Consider the following 20,852-nt stretch of genomic DNA (forward strand, 5'->3'; position numbering starts at 1 on the left):
TTTAAGCCCATGAAAAGGTCATGATCCGAACAGTGAATGTCATCAGCGTGTGCTAATCATGACCGCCATGGGGATCTAAAATGTAGGTATACCCGAATGGATCGGGACATTTCGAGTTTACCAACTGGAGGGTCTAAACATGACAACGAAAAGAACATGGACGCTGCCGCCGGAAGAACTGCCTATTATGAACCAGGTTGATGTCGTCGTCGTCGGAGGAGGGCCGACCGGCATTGCCGCTGCCATCGCTGCCGCCAATAATGGAGCAAATACGTTGCTGATTGAGCAAAGGGGATTTCTAGGAGGTATGGGCACGACGGCACTGGTTCCTGCCTTTTGTCCTTTTACCGACCATGAGAAGCCTGTCATTCGCGGTATCGGGCTCGAGCTGATGGAGCGAATGAAAGCGAATTGTAAACCTTCTTATGTCACGGAATATAAAGAACAGCTGGATTGGGTTCCGATTGACGTTGAGGTATTGAAGCGGGTGTACGATGAAGCGCTGCTTGAGAGCGGAGCCAAGGTTCTGTTCCATACATTTGTTGGACAGCTGGTCATGAATTCTGGGGGGCATGGTGTGAACGGTCTGGTGCTTCTGAATAAGTCCGGAAGATCGATCGTCGAGGCCAAGTACGTCATAGATGCCACAGGTGACGCCGATATTGCGGCGCTGGCCGGCGCTCCGTTCCAGAAAGGCGGGGATGGCGGCGAACTGCAGCCGGGGACGATGTGCTACCTGTTAACCAACGTGAACCGGGAGCGCTTCAGGCAATATATGAGGGATAGCGGTGACACCGGACAAATTCCGCAAGCGGTTCAGTTAGCGCAGAGCAACGGCGATCTGCCTCCCGGCCGGAAAGAAGTCTCCGGCTTTGCCTGGGTGTCCGATTACTTGGTTGGGGTCAACTTCGGGCATGTGTTCGGCGTGGACGGAACGAAGACGGAAGATCTCACGAAGGCTGCGGTAGAAGGCAGAAAGCTGGTCAAAATACAGGTCGAATTTCTGCGGAAGTATGTACCCGGATTTGAAGACGCCCATTTGGTCAGCACAGGCGAACAAATCGGTATACGTGAAACCCGCCGCATCGTCGGTGACTACATGCTGGTTCAGGATGACTTTATATCCATGCGAAGCTTTGAAGACGACATTGCAAGAAATGCTTATTTTATTGATATCCATATGGCAACCAGCAAAGAAAATATGGAAATTCGCCATCTTCCCCCCGGTCGGTCGCATGGGGTTCCATACCGTTCCCTTCTTCCTCAAGGTTTGGCAAATGTGTGGGTTGCGGGACGGGCCGCCTCCGCTGACCGAGTCGTACAGGGCTCGCTTCGGGTAATGCCCAACTGCTTTGCAATGGGGCAGGCAGCGGGAACAGCCGCGGCCATCTGTGCAAAGACGGGCAGTACATCCCGGGATGTCGATATCAAACAATTGCAGCGTCTTCTCATCGAGCAAGGGGCCTGGCTGGGCGAGCTTGCTGAAGTTTAGGCGGAAGCGAATCCATTCTTTTTTCATAGCGACAAGACAACAAAAGAGAGGTGAATGCCGTGGCACAACATAAGGCTGTCACCGTGCCCAGACCGTCCGGCACCAGCACCGATACGGTCTTAAACAAAAAACGTTTCGCAAACCTCAGGCAATATTGGGATTTGTACTTGATCATGGTTCCTGGTATCGTGTATTTTCTCGTTTTTAAGTACCTTCCGATGTGGGGGATTGTGATCGCCTTTAAGGATTACAGCATATTTGCAGGATTTAATGCCAGCGAATGGGTAGGACTCGACCATTTTGTACGGCTGTTTCATGATCCCCAATTCTATCAGGTGTTCTGGAACACGGTCATTATCAGTTTATATAAGCTGTTCTGGGGTTTCCCGGGTCCCATCATCCTAGCACTTCTGCTCAATGAGATCCGCAGCATGTTTTATAAGCGGACGATCCAAACGCTTGCTTACTTGCCGCACTTTCTGTCTTGGATCATTTTAGGCGGTATATTGGTAAACGTCCTGTCTCCCGCAACGGGCGCAGTCAATGAAATCATGAAATGGCTTGGATTCGAACCCGTGTTTTTCTTAGCGGATCCGGCTTGGTTTCGATCGGTGCTGGTCATCAGCGATATTTGGAAGGAGGTCGGTTGGGGGGCCATCATCTATCTTGCTGCTCTCGCGGGCATCGACCAGCAGCAGTATGAGGCAGCCGTCATGGACGGTGCAGGGAAGTGGAAGCAGCTGTGGCATGTAACCCTTCCTTCCATTAAAGGAACGATCATCGTGCTGTTCCTGCTTAGACTTGGCAGCATCCTCGATGTGGGGTTTGAACAAATATTCGTTCTGTATAACTCGCTCGTATATGATGTTGCCGACGTCATTGAGACCTATGTGTACCGGATTGGTATCGGTCAGTCCGAGTTCAGTTATTCGACTGCGGTTGGATTGCTTAAATCCGTCATCAGTCTGGTGCTGGTCGTTATCGTCAATAAAGCCGTTAAAAGAACGGGTCAAGAAGGGATCTACTGATTATGAAAATGTCAAAGGGAGAAAAATGGTTCAGCGGCATCAATCACTTTGCGCTTGCCTGTTTTGGGCTTCTGGCTTTGGCGCCCTTCATTCACATTCTGGCCCAGTCGTTCAGCAGCTTCCGTGCAATTGTATCCGGCGAAGTCTCCTTCCTGCCGGTAGAATGGACGACGGAAGCTTACGTGAAGGTGTTCAATGACCCCGGGTTCGTTCAATCTTTTCTCGTCAGCGTGCAGCGGACGGTTGTGGGAACCCTCATCAGCGTAGTCATGACCATGCTGCTTGCGTACCCTCTATCAAGATATTACATTAAAGGCCGCGGTCCTATCATGTTCCTCATTGTCTTTACCATGTTGTTCAGCGGCGGGATGATCCCGACATACCTGGTAATCAAGGAGCTGCATCTGATGAACACCTTCTGGGCCTACGTCATTCCGGGTGCTGTTAACGCATTTCATGTGGTCATCATGAAAAATTTCTTTCAGTCCATCCCGAATGAACTGGAGGAATCCGCAAGAATCGACGGTTCGTCCAATCTCGGGATTTTATTTCGCATCGTAGTACCGCTGTCCATGCCGGTGATTGCCACAATCGCCTTGTTTAATGCGGTCGGACAATGGAATTCCTTCTTCGATGCGGTTATGTACGTTACCGATTCTTCTTTAAAGCCGCTGCAAATCTATTTGCGGGAGCTTGTGATGTCGGGGCAATCGAACATTAATACGACGGATAGCCTGGAACGTCAGCTCCTGGCGGTGGAGTCGCTGAAAGCCGCAGCATTGATAGCGAGTACATTGCCAATATTGCTCGTGTATCCGTTCCTTCAGAAATATTTTGTGAAGGGAATTATGATCGGCTCGGTCAAGGGGTAATAGGACATATTGTGCTTGTATCCGTTTACATTTCGTAATATTTTTATATAAAGGGGCTGAAAGTATGAAATTGCGAAACATGTTGTCAGGATTGGTGATCTCCGCTATAGCGGCCGGTTTGCTCAGTGGATGCGGAGGCGGGAAGGAGGCTTCTGGCAGTCCCGATTCAGGAGAAGTCGGCAAAAGGCAGACCATCAATATTGTGCAGCCTAACTTTGGTCGTAAATTTTTGGACGGTATGAACGAGAACAACAACCCCTATCAAAAATACGTCAATGATAGCGTCAATATCGACGTGCATGTGGTATACCCGCCCTCCGACGGCTATCAGGACAAGCTGAATGTGATGATGTCATCCGGCGACGATATCGACATGGTATTTACACAGGATGCTTCCTGGTTCATTAACATGGTAAACCAAAAGGCGCTGCAGCCGCTGAATGATGCTATCGAGGCGTCAGGTCCCGATCTGAAGAAGTCGGTTCCACAGGAAGCGTGGGACTCCGTTACGGTGGACGGTAACATCTACGCGGTGCCAGCGGTCAATTATATTCTAGGTAACGATTTGATGTATGTGCGTAAAGATTGGCTTGACAATCTGGGATTGCAGCCTCCGAAGACGCTGGATGAATATGTGAATGTGATGCGTCAATTTGCTCAGAATGATCCGGACGGTAACGGCAAGGATGACACGGTCGGCTTGTTGATGGGGGAAAATCTCATCCGATCGGCGCCATTCTTCGGCTCTTTCGGTGTACCGTTCAATGGTGCGTCTGCGGTCAATCAATGGGTGATGAGAGACGGCAAGCTGGTGAATGCCACCATTCTGCCAGAAACGAAGGAAGCTCTCCAGTTTCTGGCGGACCTCTATAAAGAACAGCTGATCGATCCGGAATGGGCACTGAACAAGAACAACAATATCGAAGAGAAAGTAGCCAGCGGCAAAGCCGGCCTGTTCTCGGCAACCTGGTTTGATACGCGGGGGCCGATCTTGACGAATAAGACAAACGATCCAAAGGCGGAATGGATCCCTCTTGACTATCCGGTGGGCCAGGAGGGAAAGTCTGGCGTCCTTGCCTCCAGCATGGTGATGGGCTACAGCATCGTGCCTGCAAAGAGCAAGAAGGCGAATGACGTCATCAAAATGTTCAATTTTGCCAATGGCGAAGGCCATGAGCCAATCAAACTCGGCTTGCCTGAGCACAACATATCGAAGAGGGAAAACGGCAAGCTGGTCATGGACTTTGAGGAGCACAACAAGCACGTCTACCGCAACAACATTTTGGACTATGCCGCTCCATGGGATCAGGAGCTTGATTATCAGCGGCTTGATGCGCTCGGTCCTGAATTCAAGCTAAAGGATAACGTGACACGGATCAGCAGCAACCTGATCCAGAACGAATACAATGGACCCCCGACGCCAAGCATGGGCAAGAACGGGGTGCAATTGACCAAGCTGATGCAGGAGACATTTACGAAGATCATCATGGGGACTGTGCCGGTCGAAGCATTCGATCAATACGTGCTGCAGTGGCAGAGCCAGGGCGGTGAATCCATCACCGCTGAGGTGAACGAGAATTATGCAAAGATGAACAAATAAGCTGAATAACAAAGTGAAGGGGCTTCCTCTAGAGGCACCTTCACTTTGATTTATGTAGACAAGGATGATGCTAAAATGATCAGAACATGGAAAAACCGTTTCAGGCAATCGATTCAGCTGCGGCTTACCGGTTATTTTATTCTGATCCTTATCCCCCTCGTTGTGATATCCACCTTTTCCAATCATCGCTCGCGCACGATTCTAAAAAATCAGATTGGCGATCGTACGCAAAGCGCCATGCAATCCGTTGTCCATTATGTGGACCTTACGATGCAGGGGGTGTATGAGCTGACAACGGTCCTTGCGAACAATTATGACATTAACCGCAGATTCGAATACGCCGGCAAAGTGCTCACGCCACAATCGATTTTGGATTTCCAGTGGATTGATCAGCAAATCGCCGCCATCTCCTCGGTTAACCGGATGGCTCCGAAGGCGTCCCTATTTCATTATGATTCCGGCATATTATTGTCAACCACCGGGTATCAAAAAGAACAGAATCCGGAGCAGCTGGAATGGGTCAAGCAGGCCATCGAAGCCGATGGGAAAATCACGTTATTCTTCCCGGAAGAGAACCGGTACAATGCGAACCATATGATAGACCCGATCTATAACGAGAACGTCATGGTGGTTATGAGGCGGATGAGTTTACTCAATCCTGAACGGAACAAAAATATCGTTATACTGCCGCTAAGCAAGGATTATTTTGTGAGCCAATTGAGGCGTTTGCTTCCAAGCAGTCGTGCAGAGGCTTTTCTGTTTACTCAGGATGGGAAATTAATTGCTACGACGACAAGCAGCACTGCGACTCCTCCCTCCTGGCCGGACGAAGGCAAGGATTTGATTGCAGCCCATCTCCCGGGTTACCCTGAGCGTATGCTTATGGTTCGGGTAACGTCACAGGACTCGGGCTGGAAACTCGTCATGGTACAGCCCGAGAAGGATATTTTGCAGGAATCGCATACGTTGCAAGGGTGGACGTACTTGATCATCGCCGTAAGCGTGTTGATATCGTTATGGATATCGTGGATCGTTTACAGCGGCATATCCAAACCGATGAAGAAGATGGTTGCCGCGATGAAGGAAATGAGGAGGGGGCAGCTCGATACCCAGATCATCCATCGAAGGGAGGATGAGTTCGGGTATGTCATGGATACGTTCAATCATCTGGCCAGTGCGCAGCGGCACCTGATCGAAGATGTGTATGAGAAGCAGATTTTGCTGACGAAGACGGAATTTAAATTGCTGCAGTCGCAGATCAATCCTCATTTTCTGTACAATACGCTGGATTCGATCTATTCGGCAGCGGTATTAAGCGACGCCGACGATGTGGGAGAGATGGTCATCAATTTGTCCAAGTTTTTGAGATACAGCCTGGGTAAGGGAAAGGAACACTACACGGTCTCGGAGACATTCAACCATCTGACCTATTATATTAAAGTGCAGCAGAGACGATTTGACTTTGAAGTCACTTATCGGATGGGAGAAGGTACGGAAGATATCCTGCTGCTTAAATTGCTGCTCCAGCCGTTAGTGGAGAATGCGATTTTGCATGGGCTTGAGCGCAAACATGGCGGCCGGGCACTCGAAATTTCTGCAGTGAACGACGGGGAATGGTTCGTTGCCGAAGTAAAGGATAATGGTGTTGGAATGGCGCCGGATCGTCTGCAGTATATTCAACAGCAACTGGATGGAATCTCCATGATGAATTTGGATCTCTCAGCGGGAAGGGACCGGATGGACGCGGAACTATACGGTTTGAGGAACGTGAAATCCAGGCTGAAACTGCACTACGGGGAAAAGGCAGATCTAGTGATTGATAGTGATGAACTGGAAGGAACGCGTATTCGATTGTATATACCGCGGGTTGAATGCGGAAGTATCCGGTACATGGAGGGGGACGGGGCATGAATTTAATGATCGTGGAAGATGAGATCGGTATCCGGGCAAGAATGGCGGGAACCATCCCCTGGGAAGAGAACGGCATCGACGTGGTTGCTCTTGCGGAGAATGGGAGTGAAGCGCTTCAAATGATGGAACGGACCCGCCCGGATATCATTGTGCTGGACATTCGGATGCCGGAAATGGATGGACTCACATTGGCGAAGCGGATTCACGAGTCCAACGAAATGGTGAAAATGATCATCCTCAGCGGTTATGAACATTTTGAATATGCGCGTTCTGCCATGGAGTCCGGCGTACTCAAATACCTGATTAAGCCTGCAAGCAATGAGGAGATCCTGCAGGCCGTTCTGGAAGCGGCAGCTATCCTGAAAAGCGAGTTGGAGAAGCGGCATAACTATGAGATGCTGTTCTCGAAATGGAGGAATCATCTGCCGAGACTGCAGGAAAATTTTTATAATCATTGCATTTCCGGTTCCTTTGCCGATTGGGAATATGAAAGCCGAAGCAAGGAATTGTTGATCCCGTTTGAAGCGGAACGACGATTATCCGTTGTTGTCTTGGAGCCGGATCCATTGATTGACGGGGGGAGATTTCGGGCAGAGGACACACCGCTGCTTCAATTTTCACTGCGAAGCATTGCGTTTGACGTGATATCAGGCATGGATTCCGAATTGTTTCAGGATGCGAAGGGCTCTACGGTCATTATTTTTCATAGCAGGCCGGAGGAGGTCCCAGGTGAATTCCAGCTTCGTGTCAGCTTTACCACAACCAAAGTGTTGTCCACGTTAAAAGAGTGTCTGAAAGTGACAGCTAGTGCGGGAATCAGCAGTATCGCGACTGGACTGCAGCATCTGCCCATGTTATATGCCCAGGCGCAGAATGCACTTCGGAAAAGGGTCGTATACGGACATGACCTTGCGATCCCTTATGCGGATGAACTCGGGGAAGATGGTTCGGCGAATTTAACGATTGCCTCTGATGAAAGAGCACTTGAAACAGGAATCGAGCTTGGAGATATTCAAATAGCGGAAGCGGCGCTTGATCGATTGTTGGAGAAGGTGTTCGGGCATGCTTCTGCGGTAGAGGAGGTACAGGAGAAGCTGCTTTATCTCATGCATGGTTTGCTTCGCGTCATTCGCGAACAACAGTGGAACCTGCGCCAGATGGTGGGGGAGGATGCCGTATATTTTTACAGTGTGCTGAACCTTCATTCAAGGGAACAAATTCAGCAAACCCTGCACCGGATCGTACGTAAGATTACGACCCATTCGCAAAAGCGCCCTCAGCCAAGCGGACATAAATTGATTCAGCGTCTGCTTGTCCTTGTCGACGAGGAAATCGGTCAGGATCTAAGCCTGAATTTGATCGCGGATCGGTTATATGTGAACAAGTCCTATTTAAGCCGATTATTCAAACATGAAGTTGGTGAGTCGTTCTCCCAATATGTGCTTAAACGCAAGATGACGCTGGCCAAGCAGTTCATCCAGGAGGGAGGACAGGTTGGACAGGCTGCGAGACAAGTTGGGTACATCAATAGCGGTTTCTTTTCGAAGGTATTTCAGAAGTATTGGGGGGTTCTGCCGAGTGAGATTAAGCAGGGTTAGAGATTAGATTCGCTCATCCGAGAATAGATGAATGAATATGAGGGGATTCAGGGGTAGGGCCAACCGTTTAGAAGGGGTTGGTCTTTTTTTGCTGTGCTTTGAAAGAAGTCAATATGGAAGTCATGAGATCATAATATTTCAATACATGAAAAATTCACAATAGAAAAAATCTATCACCAATCCTTATCTAACCACTCTTAGTTTTAGCCTAACTTCTCCGTACCTAGCGCATTTTCCTACTCTAAAAAGGGAGCTAGGAAGCGGATAAAAATCAATATGGAAAAATTTCCCCCTATCAAAGATGAATGTCCCCCTTTGAAACCAGTAGGGCTTGGAATAAAATTCTGGTAGACAGCAAGTATTTACATAAGGTTCTGAAAAAATACTTAGGGGGATTAGAAATGAAAAGGACTTCCATGTTACTCATGAGTGTGATGTTGTTGCTCTCCATGTTCCTCGCAGCATGCGGTAACAGCAGTGGCACCAACACTCCTGCTGCTGAAGGAGATACTCCGAAGACGGAAACGACTCCGCCGGCAGATGAGAAGAAGGATGAAGCCGCTCCGGTTTCACTCCGCGTGTTCTCGACTTTCGGAGGAACTGACGCGGCTCGCGAAGCCTTCCAGGCAGCGTTGGATGAATTCACGAAGGAGCATCCGAACGTGAAGATAGACAACGACACCATGTCAGCAAATGATGACGGTTTCAGAACGAAAGTGAACACCGACATGAACAGCGGCAACGAGCCTGACTTGCTGTTCTACTTCATCGGGGCTGATGCAGAAGGTTTCGTCAATGCCGGTAAGGTTGTCCCGCTGAACGAAATTCTCGACGCGGACGCTGAGTGGAAGAACGGCTTCATTCCTGATGCGCTTGAGCTTGCCAAGCAAAAAGACGGTAACATTTACGCTGCACCATTGACCGGTTTCTATGAAGGCTTGTTCGTTAACAAAAAAATCTTCGAAGAAAACGGTCTGGAGCTTCCAACAGACTGGGCGAAATTGACCACAGCTGTGAAAACGTTATCTGGCAAAGGCATCATTCCTTTGTCCGTACCATTTGACCAATCCCACTACCTGATCGAGCACACGATTTTGTCTGCGGCAGGTCCTGAAGGACAAAACAAAGGTCTGCTTGACGGCATCGATCCAAACTGGGAAAAAGCGTATGCGGCTATGAAAGAATTGTATGACCTTGGCGCATTCCCTAAAGATGCGGCAACGATCGACCTGAGCATGTCCGGCAACTATTACAGTGAAGGACTGGCTGCTATGACCATCGAAGGATCTTGGGCAGTTGGCGGCTGGAGCGATGATACTCGTGACAACTCTACAGTTCTGCCATTCCCTACGGTTCCTGGCGGCGTTGGCAGCGGTAACGATATCGTAGGCGGTTTCGGTTCCGGTTTCTACCTCTCCAAGGCCACTTATGATGACGCAGCCAAAAAAGAAGCGGCAATCGCTTTGCTGAAGCACCTGACTTCCCCGGCCTCCATTCAAAAAATCGCATCAGCTAACGGCGGTACACCTGCTGCTGACGTTGAAGTGACTGGATTGCCGCAAGTAGCTCTTGACGGTTTTGCTATGACAGCTAAAGCAGCTTCCATCAGCGCTCCGGTTGACAGCAAAGTTTCGCAAGAAACGTTTGGTAACCTTCGCGCTAGCGTTCAGCCTGTAGTGGAAGGCAAGAAAACTCCTACTCAAGCGATCGAAGAAGCGAAGAAAACCGAGGATGCCAACAAAAAATAGTTTTCATAAGAAACGGTAGAAATAAAAGTGACGTTACGCCGCCCCTCTGCTTCATTTGGGCGGCGTAGTCATTTGAGGCATGGACGATGAAGAAAAATAAACATCAAGGGTGATTAATATGAAGGGTGATCGCAAGTACATTGTGCTGTTTTTGTTACCCGCAGCGGCCATCATGACAATCTTTCTATATTATCCGTTCTTCAAGAGTTTGTATCTCAGCTTTTATCGCACAAGCGGCTTTTTTGACAAAAAGTTTGTGGGATGGGCTAACTATGAGAGACTTGTTACGGATAAACTGCTTGGCGCTGCAACATTGCACACACTGGAAATCATGCTGTATGTTATCGTGTTTCAGGTTGGGATTGCACTTGTGTTGGCCGTCCTGGTAGATAACATTTCCAAGCTCAAAGGGTTTTATCGGACTGTCTTTTTCTTCCCGGTAGTCATCTCCGGTACTGCCATTTCCTTATTATTTGTATTGTTCTACAATTACAATTTCGGTTTGCTGAACAATTTGCTGGCCAATTTCAACATTGAGAAGATTTTATGGCTGGATGCGAAGAATGCGCTTAAGGCGGTATCGATTCCAACGGTATGGCATTATGTGGGCTTTTATTTCGTTCTGTTCTTGACCGCCATGTCCAAAATCCCCGCGGATTATTATGAGGCTGCAAAGTTGGAAGGAATCACGGGGCTCAAGAAAACAACGATGCTTACCATTCCGCTCATCATGAGTGATATCAAGGTTGTTATCACCCTTGCCATTACAGGTACGTTGAAGGTGTTCGAATTCATCTGGGTCATTACAAGCGGCCAGAATGGAACGGAAGTGCTGGGAACGTACATGTACAAAAAGGCCATGGTTGATCAGAACTTTGGATACGGATCAGCGGTTGCGATATACATGGTGGTCTTTGGCGTACTACTTGCGTTAATTGCCAACCGTTTGTTGAAAAGAGACGAGATTACATACTAAGCATTATAGGGGTGTACTGTTATGGAGCCAACCATCGTCGTTGAACACAAAACTCAGCGCGTTAGGAAAAGTCGGTTTAGTTTAGGCACCACGTTGATGTACGTGATTTTGACAGCGTGGTCCTTAACAACCATCTATCCGTTATTCTGGATCGTGAACAACTCGTTTAAGGTTTCGCGCGATGTGATGAATAATTCCTTTGGTATCGCATGGGAACCGGTGTTTGTTAACTATCAGAACGCTTTTGACCGCATCAATATCGGAAGAAGTTATATCAATAGTTTGGTGATGTCCTTCAGCACCGTATTTTTGGTGTTACTGCTTGGGGGATTAGCCGCTTATGTGTTGTCGAGATTCAACTTCAGAGGTAAGCGCACCATTTATTCCATTCTGTATGCGACTTTGCTGATCCCGGCGTTTGCCACCGTCGTTCCGGTATACGAGCTGCTGATCAAAACCAGTCTGGTCAATACCTATTGGGGCTTGATCTTCCCTCAAACGGCAGGCAATCTGACGTTTGCGACCTTGGTTATTGCCGGTTATATGGCAACCATACCGAAGGAGCTTGAAGAAGCGGCTTTCATGGATGGATGTAACCGATGGCAGATGTTTGTTAAGATCTTCGTGCCGATCTCGCAGCCCGTATTTGCATCGGCAAGCATATTTGTATTTATGTGGGCTTACAATGACTTGTTCTCAGCGTTGATCTTCGTTAACAAAGAGAATGTCCGTCCGATCGTTGCGTTGCTCAATGAGATCAGCTCCCAATACGGAACAGACTTTGGTCTGATGGCTACGGCAGTATCGTTGACCGTTATTCCGGTGCTGATTGTATACCTGTTTATCTCGAAGTATATTCAGAAAGGTTTGACCGAAGGAGCTGTCAAAGGTTAAGGAGACAGCGAACTCAACGAATAGGCAAGTCAAGAGGGGACGCTTTCGTCACCTGTTTGACTTGCCTATTCGTTGTTATATTTCATCTAGACTTTTAATCAACAGAATAGTCGGATCCGTATTTTAAGCAGTTGGGCGATTAAATTCGACTAAGCGTGAGAAGCCATCTCCTCCATGACCGGCTTGGATCGCTCTTTGGGCAATAGCTTTTGCAGCGTTTAAGACACTGCTATCGATGCCGTGTTGTTCAGCCACGTGGATGATATGCTCCATACTTGTCATATTGGAGATGAGATTCGAGCCCTCACCAGGGTATACGCCTTGATCCACATCTTGTGCGATATAGGTCATGATATCCGGCATAATGTTAATGATATTGTGCGCATAGGGAGCGATGTCTTTTGCGGGAATATTCTCAGCGCGTGCTATAGCCAGAGCGTGCACATAGCCGCTCATGGCTGTCCAGAACACATCAAGTAATGCGACATCATATGCCGCGGCACGACCAGGATCCTCGCCTAGGAACGAAGCGGTCCCTCCCAGGCTGGAAAGGGTTTCTCGATGGTTGCGATACGCGTCTTCTTGCCCGCTGTACAGAACAACCGCCGAAGGCTGCCCTATGGTCGTTATCGGCGTCATGATCGCTCCATCAATATAGTCAATGCCGTTCTCGGTTGCCCAATCCGCCATGTCGCGTGCACGTTCAGGGGAGTCGGCTGTCAGGTTAATGAGGGTTTTCCCTTTCAACGCGCTAGTCGCAGGAGAGAGAATGGAGCGGACTGCATCATAATTGAGTACACAGATGATAATAAGCTGGCCGGTAAGTACGGCTTCCGTAACAGTCGGAGCAAGCACTGCACCTTGTGTTGTAAGTGGGTCGGCCTTTGCAGCCGTCCGGTTCCACACCGTTGTAGCGTGGCCGTTCTTGATAAAAGCTCCTGCAAGCGCTTGGCCCATAGGGCCGAGCCCGAGCACGGTCACATGCTCCTTGTTGGTGTTGTGCTGAGTTTCACGAACTTTAGGTTCGATCATTTGGCCTTGATTTTGTTTGGATGGTTCCATCTTTGTTTCCTCCTTAGGTGTTAGCTTCGAATATAGTGTAGACCTTGACACTAATGTCAAGGTCAATCGTTTTTTTTATCTTAAAAATAAGGTGAGTATTTCATTATATGAAAAATTCATAATAATGAAGAAAAGCGCTCCCTATCTCACAAGCAAGCTATATACGATTGCATCCGTACCTAATAACGACGAAAAGGATAAAATGAATCAACAAACTAACCAAAAGAAAGCTATTGACAAAATATTAGCAGCATGTTAATTTGTATATACAAATGAGAGGTGACTGGTTATGAACATCGATGATTCCATACTAAGCTCATGCTTGTTTTTTACTTCGAATCGCTTTGCTCGTTCGATGACCAAGATGGCGGAGGATGCTTTTGCCAAAGCGGGCTTATCGCCAACGTATTCCTATGTGCTGGTGGTAATCCATCAATATCCCGGCATTACGCAGAAGGAGCTAAGCGATAAGTTATCGATTGCTCCATCCACAAGCACCCGGTTCATTGATAAGCTGGAGAAGAAGCGGTTGGTACAGCGCAAATCCGAATGGAAAGAAACGCATATTTTCTTAACGGATGAAGGGAAGCTGTTGTATCAGGAGCTAAACCAATATTTTGAACAGCTGTATGGACAGTATGTTTCCCTCTTGGGGAAGGAACATAGCGAACAATTAACTAAACTTCTCCATGAATCCAGTGAAATATTGAAAAAGGGAATATAAAGCCTCTTTTTCCTCCCTCATTTGCATATACAATTGATAAAGGAGAGGTTCACAATGCAGATTGGTATTATCGGTGCAACAGGGAAAGCGGGAAGTCTGATTCTCAAGGAAGCACAAGCACGTGGTCATGAAGTAACGGCTATTGTACGTGATGCATCCAAGATCTCCGATTCCAGTGTTAACATTTTGGTGAAGAACGTGCTGGAATTGACGAATGCCGATCTTCAGGGCTTCGATGTCGTCGTGAATGCCTTTGCGGCGGCGCCCGGGCAGGAAACTCAATATGTGGAAGTAGGCCGGGTATTGATAGAAGCCCTGAAAGGGACGAGTACCAGACTGTTTGTGATGGGCGGTGCCGGAAGCTTGTTTGTAGATGAAGCCAAAACCTTGCGGCTCATGGAAACTCCTGATTTTCCTAAGGAATATTATCCGACGGCATTTCATGCTGGTGAGAACTTGAAAGACCTGGAGCAGGCTTCCGATGTGAAATGGACGTATCTTAGTCCGGCTGCATTCTTTAATCCGAAAGGTCAACGGACCGGCAGCTATCAAGAAGGCAAGGACCATGTTATTGTCAATTCGAGCGGCCAAAGCTATGTCAGCTACGCGGATTACGCGATCGCGGTATTGGATGAACTTGAACAGCCGAAGCATATCAATGAGCGTTATACGGTAGTATCCGAGGCTTAATAGGCCCGGCCACAACCTTCACATAGATCCTTGAATAAGCTGATTTCATCATGAAATCAGCTTATTTTAATGCGGAAAATTCGTATTCATAAATGAATAATGCATCATATGAAAAATTCACAACAAGAGAACCACTTCAATATATCTAGCTACTTTTATCTAATTCCACCCCAACCTCCTGTATAGACCCTAGCCTAATAGTGAAAATGGTGGGGAAAGGGCCAGATCATAAGAAACGAATATTGACATCATGAAATCGGCCAGTTGACATTTTTGGCATCTTAATTTGTAGTGTGGGCTGTTTGTAGGTCGCAATGCTTTGCGCAGGAAGAATGGGGACCGGTAAGATGATGGTCTGGCTTTGATCTTTGGGTAGACCATGGATTATGATCTGTGTTCGATTTAGCTTGATCCCTAAATTTTCCGGATGGACACGTTTGGGTACATAACATTTGACAACCAGAAAGTTATGCGTATCAAACGTTTCGTATCGAAGTGTGGAAGGGTTAGGCAGCATTTCATTTCCAGCGGTTGCTTGTCTTATCGTATCCTTCACATAATCCTCAATCACGGTTGGATCCAGCTGAAAATCCTCATTGAGGTCATTAAGATCTTTGAATGGAAAAGATTTGTTGTTGAAAAAAGAGTCCTTCGTTAACCAGTCGGGTCGTTTGGATCTTGAGTTCACTAGATATCCCTCCTTCGTTCTGTATTTTCATTATATGGGCGAAGGAATGTTATAGTGACATCTAGGCATCCAACCACATAGAATAAACCCAAGCGTATGATTTTGAATGAAGAGGTGGAATTGTGGTTTCGATTATCGGCAATATGAAAATTGTTAACGTGGGCCCCAGTTCTACGGTCTTGGTTGGAAATACAGGCGTCATTGATTTAAACAGCACCACAAAAGCGTATTCCGGCGCCAACTCGTTCACCACCGGTGACAGTATTGGCACAAATATAACAAACAACCAGGCCAACAGTACGAATACATTTGATCCGGACCTGATTGATTCGCCTAATGCTTAATTAAGGTTGTGATCCACTGTGAATCTAACAGTACATCAATGTATTAATATACAGCAGCTTCGGGTTGAAGCGGTAACAAACTCTTCGGTGCTGCAGATTGGAACCGCAGGAGAGATCCGGGCATTATCCAATATATATAACACAGGCGGTTTTACAGGTCCTGCGCCTGAGTTTGAGCCTCAGAATAATAACAATCCCTTGGTTCCATTGCCTGCGCCGACTGAAGGACTGTACCAACAAGAATGAGGTGAATTGACTGCGCATAGATTGTATAAGGAGCAGGGAGGCGGTTCCATGTACGATTCCTATTATATACAGCAATTGTTCTGTCTTCTTCGTACTCAGTCAGACCAGCTGAGTAGAATGGAACAAATGCTGAAGGAAATGCGCAGTGAAATAGATCGATTAAGACAGGGAAGCGAGAAAACGATAGATCGGGTGGAATATAATTTTGATTTATTGAAAATTGAAAAATTGGAAGGCACCTTAAATATTGGACTGATGCCTAAAGAGGGGCAGTCCCTGGACGATATTACCGTGAATGGTCAGCCGTTAGCACAGTCCTCGTCGGGATATGCCGACGGTGAGCAGTACTCGAACATATATCAGAATGTATCACGTTATCTAGAAGACATCGTACCCGAGCAGATCGAACGCGTGATTTCCGAAGCCAATCTTGTACCTGGTGATGAATATGCTGCGGTTATGATAGAAGATATTCGTAAACAACTCGGAGACCGTATTACGGTGTATCTGAAGCAATATCAAACGAACAGGGAAGGCATGAACCCGCTAGACGTAGAGCAATCGATCATCAAACAAGTGAAGAGTGAGATCGTTACGGCAGTTGAACAGCATCTTCTTAATTTGCAACGAGGGAAGTGGAATTCAAATGAAAATGACAGTCGTCAATAAAGAGCTCCAGGTTGGTTCGATTCGCATTACGGCGATCTCAAGTTCGTCCGTACTGTTGATTGGAGATACCCATGTCATTAATAGCTCCTCCATGTACGATACGCCTTCCGAATCACTGCAAATCAGCCCGCTTGTTCCGTTATCCCCGGGCTCGGCACCATGAAACGTCATTCACATGTTGATCATATGTATATTATCAATATATCAAATAGTTCAGCATGTATATGCGGTGAATCGGGACATATCGATGCCAATACGCGTGCATTGGCGGTTCAGCGGCAGGTCCCGGTGTTTTTTGAAGATGAGGGTAATTATGAGGATTACTCGATATTTTCCAGATCCATACCGACATGGCCGTCACAGTCAGACGTAGAGCTCAACATTATACAAGACCATAAGAAGATTCATGTGGGATGCCTCGAAATTATAGCGGCTGCATCTGCATCGGTTGTACAGGTGGGTCCGAACGATACCATGGATTTGGAATCCAGAGTGAAGGCGATTAGACACTTTATTACGGGTGCGCCCGAGTATTTAAAGGATTATAAGGGAGTCATTGTCAAAAAGAATTTCGTGGAGAAGGAATAATCTCAAGTAGGCGATATGTACAAAACAGGAGGAGCACATGATGCTCCTCCTGTTTTTATGTGATCTACGGATTATTCTCCTTGCTGATGGGCAGCTTCGTCTTTGATCTCTTCCCGGAAGCCGGAAATACTCTTTTCACGACGAGCATTGCGATCTTGAATCTGTTCTTTCTCGCTTGCCGGAATCTCATCCCCAAACTCCTCGAGATAATCTTCGGCTTCACGGTAGTTCTCAATCGTGTTCTGGACTGCCTGCTGCAAATGTTCTACATTGTCTTCGCGATTATCGGGTTTAGCCATGAGTGTTCACCTCCTTAAATTCAACTGCCTTGCTAAAATTACACACCCCAAAAGTCTTCCATAATAAAAACATCCTTATACATATGAGACTGACACTATCAAAAAAGCTACAGTATTGTAAATTTTGCAAGTCAGTTCTTTACATTTCCGTTGGACGTAATATGTTATAATGTCGAAAAAGCAGACTTGCAGCATGACATCGAAATAAGAGGAGGAAGAATTCTTGAGATCAAGTCGTTTTATATTCTGGCTCAGTATGCTAATGATAATGACATTGATGTTAGCAGCCTGTACCTCAGAACCGATAAAACAACAGCAAACTTCTACAGTAGAAGGCCCTCCTGAATCGGTTGAAGATGAAGAAGAAGGTCAGACCATTACACTAGTAACGCCGGATACGGCGATGAAAGCATCTGAGGAAAAAAGTAAATATCAGATACATACACGGTTGACGGATTTCCAGCTCTTAAATGAGTCAACGGGGATTGCATGGGGAATAACGAACACGGAACTGCGCCTTTACCAGACCCAAGATTATGGCGAAACGTGGGTTGATATCTCTCCTTCATCCAACGTTCAATTCGTTGACAAGCTGGAGTATGGGAAAGACATCGTGTTTACGGATAAGAAACATGGCTGGATTATACGTAACAAGCAGAGATCAGCCGAAACGATCCTGCTCAATACGACGGACGGGGGAGACACCTGGAAGCTTTCCTCGCTGCCGGAGACAGGCGTCGTCACGGCCATGTCCTTCGTTTCATCTCAGCAGGGATGGATTATGGCGAAAGGCGACCTTTCGCGGGGCTCCGAGGAGAAGTCGCTATTTCGAACCAACAACAATGGCGGATTATGGGAAGAGGTCATGCAGAATACGGAGTATCCTACATCCCGAGTTCCCGGCAGCGTGATTCCACGAACAGGGTCCATCATCGGCTTAACATTCACGGATTCGCTTGTCGGATTTGCAACCATTCGTGAAATGCAATCCTCCAAATTGTATATTACCCGTGATGGAGGTCAGAAATGGAAGTCCTCCGGTCAGATATTCAAGAGCAAGCTGCTGGATTCGTGCGGTTCGATCTTTGCCGGCACCCCCAAGTTTCTGGGCAGAGGCAGTAGCGGAAGCGAGGTTTATATACCGGTTACCTGCGTGAAGGATGATCAGGCGAGCTATTTGGGTTACTTTACTGCCGACAGTGGGAAATCATGGAATCTGGTGTCATTCCCCATGCCGGGTGATACCGGCAAGGGTTCCATTCAGCCTGTTTTCCGCCGCCTTCATGACGGGTGGAGAATGGTGAATGGTATTGTTTATCATACGAACGATATGGGCAAAACCTGGAAGCCATTTCCGAGGAGCAAGCTGTTGAACGATAATCTCGCCAAATATCCGAACGTGGTAAAACTGCAGTTTACATCTTCTGATGTCGGTTGGATGCTGATTGAAACAACGGACAAGAATCGATCGCGTCTGATGAAAAGCAGTGACGGCGGAGAAACCTGGCAGGGTCTATAATGTAGGGTGAGAATACCTGAATTGAATTCGCCAAGACCAGATCAAAAGCTTTATCGACTGTGACCAGCAGTTCTGATAAAGCTTTTTTTTAATATATATTGTGAAATAAATTACAAACATTAACCTTTATGTATGCTACGATAAAGGTGTAATCAGATACTCCAAATTGTTTGGAAGGGGACGATCCATATGCATACCGATCAAATGACGATAAATTTCCTCCGCCTTTGCTACCATTGTGATGATGCATGTTTATGCGACACCGAGGAGCAGTGTCTGGCTTGCTGGAATGAGCAGGAAATGACACCGCAGGAGCATGAAATGACAGGACAAGAAGAAACGATGAAATGGATGAGATTGGCTTACGATTGAATGGAAATGAAGACAATGAAGAGAAGGAATGGAACAGGACGTTCTAGTCCCACGAAGAAGCTGATGACTGGCAAAGTGCAGACATCGGCTTTTTTGGTGCTTCCAGAAAGGGACAAGTTCTTTAAAATTTCAATCAAACTTTCCATGAGGTATGAGTTAAATTGTCCGAAATAAAGCATATACATATTTCAAGACAAGGTGGAGGGGGGAGCCGTATGGGATCGGGGTCAGTTTGGATGTTCGATTTTTTCGGCAGCGTAATGCCCGTGTTTTTCATCGTCGTCATCGGGATCATTTTGCTGTCGGCCGGTAAGGGAATCTTGCAATGGAGTCAGAATAACCGACAGCCTTTGCTATCGGTCGATTCCAAGATTGTGAGCAAGCGAACGGAAGTGAAACATACGCAGCAGACAGATGATACGATGTCGAGCCGTACTCGTACCACCTATTATCTGACATTTGAAGTAGAGAGCGGGGACCGCATGGAGTTTGTTGTAAATGGGGAGGAATTCGGCATGTGCGCGGAAGGAGACGAGGGACTGCTGCGTTTTCAGGGAACCCGTTATTACGGGTTCGTTAGGCACCCGAGGGCGCATCTTAGCGTGGTCCGGGGTTATGACCAACCTAAATAAGTGTCGGATTTGATTTTTATATCCGCCTTCTCTTGTGGTATATAATGAAGGAGAAGGAGGGGCAGCATATGAAATTCCAGGATAAAACGGTCGTGATAACGGGCTCTGCCAATGGGATTGGCCGCGGGTTGGCTGAGGCTTATGCTCTAAGCGGAGCTCGAGTGATAATAAGCGATGTTCATGAAGAACAGGGCAACCTGGCAGCAAGCATCTTGAAGGAACAAGGATTGAACGCGGTTTTCGTCCCTTGCGATGTAAGGAAGGAAGAAGATATTAAACGTCTGATGAACCAAGCCGTTCAATATGCCGGCACCATCGATATTTTGATTAACAATGCCGGGGTCTCCCGGTGGAAATCACCATATGAGCTTACGGTTGAAGACTGGGACGATGTGATCAACACGAATGCCCGAAGCTGCTTTTTGGCTACGCGTGAAGCGGCGGTACATATGAAAAAGGCTGGGAATGGAGGGGCTGTCGTCAATATGTCCTCCACGCGTTCGATCATGTCCGAGCCGAATTCGGAGGCTTATGCAGCTTCCAAGGGAGCCATTGTCGCGTTGAGCCATGCCATGGCCGTTAGCCTGGGACCCGATGGGATTCGGGTGAATTGTATAAGTCCAGGCTGGATTGAAACCGGAAACTATGATGAGCTTCGTTCAGTGGACCATAAACAGCACCCTGCCGGACGGGTAGGGATCCCGGCCGATATCGCCAAAGCCTGCTTCTATTTTACCGATCCGGACAATGATTTCGTGACGGGGGCCCATCTGGTTGTGGATGGCGGCATGACCCGCAAAATGATATATGAGCCTTAGTTCATCTGAATAAGAAGAGCGTCTTCCCATGGAAGGCGCTCTTCTTCTTGATGGTCATGGGGTCGATCGTCTCGTATATGAT

23 protein-coding genes are annotated in these 20,852 nt (G+C 47.4%); 20 read left to right on the top strand and 3 right to left on the bottom strand.

The annotated features are described in order from the left end of the window. The first annotated feature begins 139 nt into the window (after window positions 1-139). From PAEVO_RS04855 to PAEVO_RS04895, 9 genes are all read left to right on the top strand, one after another. Window positions 140-1,492: an FAD-dependent oxidoreductase gene (locus PAEVO_RS04855; protein ID WP_100536519.1), complete on the top strand. Its 1,353-nt coding sequence runs from the start codon at window positions 140-142 to the stop codon at window positions 1,490-1,492. Between the two features lie 59 nt (window positions 1,493-1,551). Continuing rightward, on the top strand, window positions 1,552-2,520 hold the full coding sequence (locus tag PAEVO_RS04860) for an ABC transporter permease (protein ID WP_100536520.1): 969 nt from the start codon (window positions 1,552-1,554) through the stop codon (window positions 2,518-2,520). A 2-nt stretch (window positions 2,521-2,522) separates the two neighbouring features. Continuing rightward, complete coding sequence (locus tag PAEVO_RS04865; RefSeq protein WP_100536521.1) at window positions 2,523-3,392, top strand: carbohydrate ABC transporter permease; 870 nt, start codon at window positions 2,523-2,525, stop codon at window positions 3,390-3,392. A 64-nt stretch (window positions 3,393-3,456) separates the two neighbouring features. After that, window positions 3,457-4,992 carry an extracellular solute-binding protein gene (locus tag PAEVO_RS04870; RefSeq protein ID WP_100536522.1) on the top strand — a complete coding sequence of 512 codons (1,536 nt, stop codon included), beginning with the start codon at window positions 3,457-3,459 and terminating at the stop codon, window positions 4,990-4,992. Between the two features lie 75 nt (window positions 4,993-5,067). Then, entirely contained in the window at window positions 5,068-6,903 is a 1,836-nt protein-coding gene (locus PAEVO_RS04875) for a sensor histidine kinase (protein WP_100536523.1), read from the top strand. Continuing rightward, the gene (locus PAEVO_RS04880; protein ID WP_100536524.1) at window positions 6,900-8,501 is read left to right on the top strand and encodes a response regulator; all 1,602 of its coding nucleotides are present in this window, start codon (window positions 6,900-6,902) and stop codon (window positions 8,499-8,501) included. Before PAEVO_RS04875 ends, PAEVO_RS04880 begins: the two co-directional genes overlap by 4 nt. A gap of 401 nt (window positions 8,502-8,902) precedes the next feature. Then, window positions 8,903-10,249, top strand: a complete 1,347-nt coding sequence (locus tag PAEVO_RS04885) for an ABC transporter substrate-binding protein (RefSeq protein ID WP_100536525.1) — start codon at window positions 8,903-8,905, stop codon at window positions 10,247-10,249. Between the two features lie 118 nt (window positions 10,250-10,367). Continuing rightward, window positions 10,368-11,225, top strand: a complete 858-nt coding sequence (locus PAEVO_RS04890) for a carbohydrate ABC transporter permease (RefSeq protein WP_100536526.1) — start codon at window positions 10,368-10,370, stop codon at window positions 11,223-11,225. A 21-nt stretch (window positions 11,226-11,246) separates the two neighbouring features. Continuing rightward, complete coding sequence (locus PAEVO_RS04895; RefSeq protein WP_100536527.1) at window positions 11,247-12,119, top strand: carbohydrate ABC transporter permease; 873 nt, start codon at window positions 11,247-11,249, stop codon at window positions 12,117-12,119. Window positions 12,120-12,242: 123 nt separating this feature from the next. Here PAEVO_RS04895 and PAEVO_RS04900 read toward each other — a convergent pair whose 3' ends face one another. Next, the gene (locus PAEVO_RS04900) at window positions 12,243-13,181 is read right to left on the bottom strand and encodes an NAD(P)-dependent oxidoreductase (RefSeq protein ID WP_100536528.1); all 939 of its coding nucleotides are present in this window, start codon (window positions 13,179-13,181) and stop codon (window positions 12,243-12,245) included. A gap of 289 nt (window positions 13,182-13,470) precedes the next feature. Here PAEVO_RS04900 and PAEVO_RS04905 point away from each other — a divergent pair, with 289 nt between their 5' ends. Both PAEVO_RS04905 and PAEVO_RS04910 read left to right on the top strand, forming a co-directional pair. After that, window positions 13,471-13,905: a MarR family winged helix-turn-helix transcriptional regulator gene (locus PAEVO_RS04905; protein ID WP_100536529.1), complete on the top strand. Its 435-nt coding sequence runs from the start codon at window positions 13,471-13,473 to the stop codon at window positions 13,903-13,905. Window positions 13,906-13,959: 54 nt separating this feature from the next. Then, window positions 13,960-14,595 (top strand): NAD(P)-dependent oxidoreductase, encoded by a 636-nt coding sequence (locus PAEVO_RS04910; protein ID WP_100536530.1) that lies wholly within the window; start codon window positions 13,960-13,962, stop codon window positions 14,593-14,595. Window positions 14,596-14,821: 226 nt separating this feature from the next. Here PAEVO_RS04910 and PAEVO_RS04915 read toward each other — a convergent pair whose 3' ends face one another. Further along, window positions 14,822-15,283, bottom strand: a complete 462-nt coding sequence (locus PAEVO_RS04915; RefSeq protein WP_100536531.1) for an Hsp20/alpha crystallin family protein — start codon at window positions 15,281-15,283, stop codon at window positions 14,822-14,824. 122 nt (window positions 15,284-15,405) lie between these two features. Between PAEVO_RS04915 and PAEVO_RS04920 the strand changes: the two genes are divergently transcribed. Genes PAEVO_RS04920 through PAEVO_RS04940 form a run of 5 tightly spaced genes read left to right on the top strand, consistent with a single transcriptional unit; the run spans window position 15,406 to window position 17,130 of the window. Further along, window positions 15,406-15,627 (top strand): spore germination protein, encoded by a 222-nt coding sequence (locus tag PAEVO_RS04920; RefSeq protein ID WP_009589476.1) that lies wholly within the window; start codon window positions 15,406-15,408, stop codon window positions 15,625-15,627. An 18-nt stretch (window positions 15,628-15,645) separates the two neighbouring features. Further along, window positions 15,646-15,873 (top strand): spore germination protein GerPB, encoded by a 228-nt coding sequence (locus PAEVO_RS04925; RefSeq protein WP_100536532.1) that lies wholly within the window; start codon window positions 15,646-15,648, stop codon window positions 15,871-15,873. A gap of 48 nt (window positions 15,874-15,921) precedes the next feature. Further along, the gene (gerPC, locus tag PAEVO_RS04930; protein WP_100536533.1) at window positions 15,922-16,542 is read left to right on the top strand and encodes a spore germination protein GerPC; all 621 of its coding nucleotides are present in this window, start codon (window positions 15,922-15,924) and stop codon (window positions 16,540-16,542) included. Beyond that, a complete protein-coding gene (locus tag PAEVO_RS04935) occupies window positions 16,520-16,705 on the top strand; it encodes a spore gernimation protein GerPD (protein WP_071218159.1) in 186 nt (61 codons plus the stop codon). The genes gerPC and PAEVO_RS04935 overlap by 23 nt, the downstream gene beginning before the upstream one ends. Next, a complete protein-coding gene (locus tag PAEVO_RS04940) occupies window positions 16,702-17,130 on the top strand; it encodes a spore germination protein GerPE (RefSeq protein ID WP_100536534.1) in 429 nt (142 codons plus the stop codon). Before PAEVO_RS04935 ends, PAEVO_RS04940 begins: the two co-directional genes overlap by 4 nt. 71 nt (window positions 17,131-17,201) lie before the next feature. Here PAEVO_RS04940 and tlp read toward each other — a convergent pair whose 3' ends face one another. Next, on the bottom strand, window positions 17,202-17,429 hold the full coding sequence (tlp, locus tag PAEVO_RS04945; RefSeq protein WP_071218157.1) for a small acid-soluble spore protein Tlp: 228 nt from the start codon (window positions 17,427-17,429) through the stop codon (window positions 17,202-17,204). A gap of 223 nt (window positions 17,430-17,652) precedes the next feature. On the opposite strand from tlp, the gene PAEVO_RS04950 reads away from it, so the two are divergent. The 4 genes from PAEVO_RS04950 to PAEVO_RS04965 all read left to right on the top strand — a co-directional run bounded on the left by PAEVO_RS04950 (window position 17,653) and on the right by PAEVO_RS04965 (window position 20,770). Then, window positions 17,653-18,948 carry a WD40/YVTN/BNR-like repeat-containing protein gene (locus PAEVO_RS04950; protein WP_100536535.1) on the top strand — a complete coding sequence of 432 codons (1,296 nt, stop codon included), beginning with the start codon at window positions 17,653-17,655 and terminating at the stop codon, window positions 18,946-18,948. A gap of 204 nt (window positions 18,949-19,152) precedes the next feature. Further along, complete coding sequence (locus tag PAEVO_RS04955; RefSeq protein ID WP_481856484.1) at window positions 19,153-19,320, top strand: hypothetical protein; 168 nt, start codon at window positions 19,153-19,155, stop codon at window positions 19,318-19,320. Between the two features lie 215 nt (window positions 19,321-19,535). Continuing rightward, complete coding sequence (locus tag PAEVO_RS04960; protein WP_100536536.1) at window positions 19,536-19,952, top strand: DUF2500 domain-containing protein; 417 nt, start codon at window positions 19,536-19,538, stop codon at window positions 19,950-19,952. 68 nt (window positions 19,953-20,020) lie between these two features. After that, a complete protein-coding gene (locus PAEVO_RS04965; RefSeq protein WP_100536537.1) occupies window positions 20,021-20,770 on the top strand; it encodes an SDR family NAD(P)-dependent oxidoreductase in 750 nt (249 codons plus the stop codon). Window positions 20,771-20,852: the final 82 nt, after the last annotated feature.

Source organism: Paenibacillus sp. GM2FR (genome assembly GCF_002803325.1).
In the GTDB taxonomy this organism is placed as follows: domain Bacteria; phylum Bacillota; class Bacilli; order Paenibacillales; family Paenibacillaceae; genus Paenibacillus_AQ; species Paenibacillus_AQ lautus.

Bases quoted from the DNA above. Each gene is read 5' to 3' on its own strand.
- PAEVO_RS04855 (WP_100536519.1), top strand. From the start codon at position 140: ATGACAACGAAAAGAACATGGACGCTGCCGCCGGAAGAACTGCCTATT.
- PAEVO_RS04865 (WP_100536521.1), top strand. From the start codon at position 2,523: ATGAAAATGTCAAAGGGAGAAAAATGGTTCAGCGGCATCAATCACTTT.
- PAEVO_RS04870 (WP_100536522.1), top strand. From the start codon at position 3,457: ATGAAATTGCGAAACATGTTGTCAGGATTGGTGATCTCCGCTATAGCG.
- PAEVO_RS04875 (WP_100536523.1), top strand. From the start codon at position 5,068: ATGATCAGAACATGGAAAAACCGTTTCAGGCAATCGATTCAGCTGCGG.
- PAEVO_RS04880 (WP_100536524.1), top strand. From the start codon at position 6,900: ATGAATTTAATGATCGTGGAAGATGAGATCGGTATCCGGGCAAGAATG.
- PAEVO_RS04885 (WP_100536525.1), top strand. From the start codon at position 8,903: ATGAAAAGGACTTCCATGTTACTCATGAGTGTGATGTTGTTGCTCTCC.
- PAEVO_RS04890 (WP_100536526.1), top strand. From the start codon at position 10,368: ATGAAGGGTGATCGCAAGTACATTGTGCTGTTTTTGTTACCCGCAGCG.
- PAEVO_RS04895 (WP_100536527.1), top strand. From the start codon at position 11,247: ATGGAGCCAACCATCGTCGTTGAACACAAAACTCAGCGCGTTAGGAAA.
- PAEVO_RS04900 (WP_100536528.1), bottom strand. From the start codon at position 13,181: ATGGAACCATCCAAACAAAATCAAGGCCAAATGATCGAACCTAAAGTT.
- PAEVO_RS04905 (WP_100536529.1), top strand. From the start codon at position 13,471: ATGAACATCGATGATTCCATACTAAGCTCATGCTTGTTTTTTACTTCG.
- PAEVO_RS04910 (WP_100536530.1), top strand. From the start codon at position 13,960: ATGCAGATTGGTATTATCGGTGCAACAGGGAAAGCGGGAAGTCTGATT.
- gerPC (WP_100536533.1), top strand. From the start codon at position 15,922: ATGTACGATTCCTATTATATACAGCAATTGTTCTGTCTTCTTCGTACT.
- PAEVO_RS04935 (WP_071218159.1), top strand. From the start codon at position 16,520: ATGAAAATGACAGTCGTCAATAAAGAGCTCCAGGTTGGTTCGATTCGC.
- PAEVO_RS04940 (WP_100536534.1), top strand. From the start codon at position 16,702: ATGAAACGTCATTCACATGTTGATCATATGTATATTATCAATATATCA.
- tlp (WP_071218157.1), bottom strand. From the start codon at position 17,429: ATGGCTAAACCCGATAATCGCGAAGACAATGTAGAACATTTGCAGCAG.
- PAEVO_RS04955 (WP_481856484.1), top strand. From the start codon at position 19,153: ATGACGATAAATTTCCTCCGCCTTTGCTACCATTGTGATGATGCATGT.
- PAEVO_RS04960 (WP_100536536.1), top strand. From the start codon at position 19,536: ATGGGATCGGGGTCAGTTTGGATGTTCGATTTTTTCGGCAGCGTAATG.
- PAEVO_RS04965 (WP_100536537.1), top strand. From the start codon at position 20,021: ATGAAATTCCAGGATAAAACGGTCGTGATAACGGGCTCTGCCAATGGG.